The sequence below is a fragment of the Methylobacterium jeotgali genome (assembly GCF_022179345.1).
Taxonomy (GTDB): domain Bacteria; phylum Pseudomonadota; class Alphaproteobacteria; order Rhizobiales; family Beijerinckiaceae; genus Methylobacterium; species Methylobacterium jeotgali.
Genome location: NZ_BPQR01000102.1, coordinates 1 through 1,938 on the forward strand (window position 1 = coordinate 1; position 1,938 = coordinate 1,938).

Annotated in this window: 1 protein-coding gene; it reads left to right on the plus strand. The window is 70.7% G+C overall.

All coding sequences use genetic code 11. The features are described 5' to 3' along the window. Positions 1–1,938 (plus strand): 1-deoxy-D-xylulose-5-phosphate synthase (gene dxs, locus MFF04_RS21630; protein WP_283206401.1); only part of this gene is annotated, 1,938 nt, incomplete at both ends.

Below are 1,938 nucleotides of genomic sequence, written 5' to 3' on the forward strand. Positions count from 1 at the left end.
GTTCCCTCTGATCTCCGTCGTTTGCCTGAGTCGGAGTTGCAGTCTGTTTCGGATGCGGTGCGTGCCGAGATGATCGACGCGGTGTCTGTGACGGGGGGGCATCTCGGGTCGGGTCTCGGGGTGGTGGAGCTGACGGTGGCGTTGCACCACGTGTTCGAGACGCCCGACGACCGGATCGTCTGGGACGTCGGGCACCAGGCCTACCCGCACAAGATCCTGACGGGGCGGCGCGACCGCATCCGGACGCTGCGCCAGGGGGGCGGGCTGTCGGGCTTCACCAAGCGCTCGGAGAGCGAGTACGACCCGTTCGGGGCGGCGCATTCCTCGACCTCGATCTCGGCGGCGCTCGGCATGGCGGTGGGCCGCGACCTCGACGTGGCGGCGGCGAAGGCGGAAGGCCGCGATCCGGGGCGGCGGCGCAACGTCATCGCGGTGATCGGCGACGGCTCGATGTCGGCGGGCATGGCCTACGAGGCGATGAACAACGCCGGCGCCATGCACTCGCGGCTGATCGTGGTCCTGAACGACAACGACATGTCGATCGCGCCCCCCGTGGGCGCGATGTCGGCCTATCTGGCGCGGCTCGCCTCGGGCGGCGCCTACCGCAGCTTGCGCGAGACGGCCAAGCAGCTCGGCAAGCTGCTGCCGAAGGCGATCTACGAGCGCGCCGCCCGCGCCGAGGAGTATGCCCGCAACCTCATCACCGGGGGCGGCGGCACGATGTTCGAGGAGCTCGGCTTCTACTACGTCGGCCCGGTGGACGGTCACAACCTCGACCACCTGCTGCCGGTCCTCAAGAACGTGCGCGACAACGACCAGGGCCCGATCCTGCTCCACGTCGTCACGCAGAAGGGCAAGGGCTACGCGCCCGCCGAGGCCTCGGCCGACCGCTACCACGGGGTGGTGAAGTTCGACGTTCTGTCGGGCGTGCAGACCAAGGCCAAGGCCAACGCGCCGGCCTACACGCGGGTGTTCGGCGAGAGCCTGATCAAGGCGGCGGATGCCGATCCGAAGGTGGTGGCGATCACCGCGGCGATGCCCGGGGGCACCGGCATCGACCTGTTCGGCAAGGCGCACCCGGACAAGACCTTCGACGTGGGCATCGCCGAGCAGCACGCGGTGACGTTTGCGGGCGGGCTGGCGACGGAGGGCTACAAGCCGTTCGTGGCGATCTACTCGACCTTCCTGCAGCGGGCCTACGACCAGGTCGTGCACGACGTGGCGCTGCAGAACCTGCCCGTGCGCTTCTGCATGGACCGGGCGGGGCTGGTCGGGGCGGACGGGGCGACGCACGCGGGCGCCTTCGATCTCGCCTATCTCTGCTGCCTGCCGAACATGACGGTGATGGCGGCCGCCGACGAGGCGGAGCTGGTGCACATGGTGGCGACGCTGCATGCGCATGACGGCGGCCCGACGGCGCTGCGCTACCCCCGCGGCGAGGGGGTGGGCGTGGAGCTGCCGGAGCGCGGCGTGCCGCTGCCGATCGGCAAGGGCCGGATCGTGCGCGAGGCCGAGGCGGGCAGCCCGCAGGGCGCGGGCAAGGGTACTGGCAACAGCACCGGTAACAGCACCGGCCGGCGCGTGGCGCTGCTCTCGCTCGGCACGCGGCTCGCCGAGGCGCTGAAGGCGGCCGAGACGCTTGTCGAGGCGGGCTACGCGGTGACGGTGGCGGATGCGCGCTTCGCCAAGCCGCTGGACGAGGCGCTGATCCTGGACCTGGCGTCCCGCCACGAGGCGCTGCTGACGCTGGAGGAGGGCTCGGTGGGCGGCTTCGGGGCGATGGTGCTGCACCTGCTCGCCGCCAAGGGCGCGCTCGACGCCGGCACCGTCAAGGTGCGCACCCTGACCCTCCCCGACACCTACCAGGACCACGACACCCCCGAGCGCATGTACAAGGACGCCAAACTCGACGCTCAAAGCATCGTCGACACCGTGAAG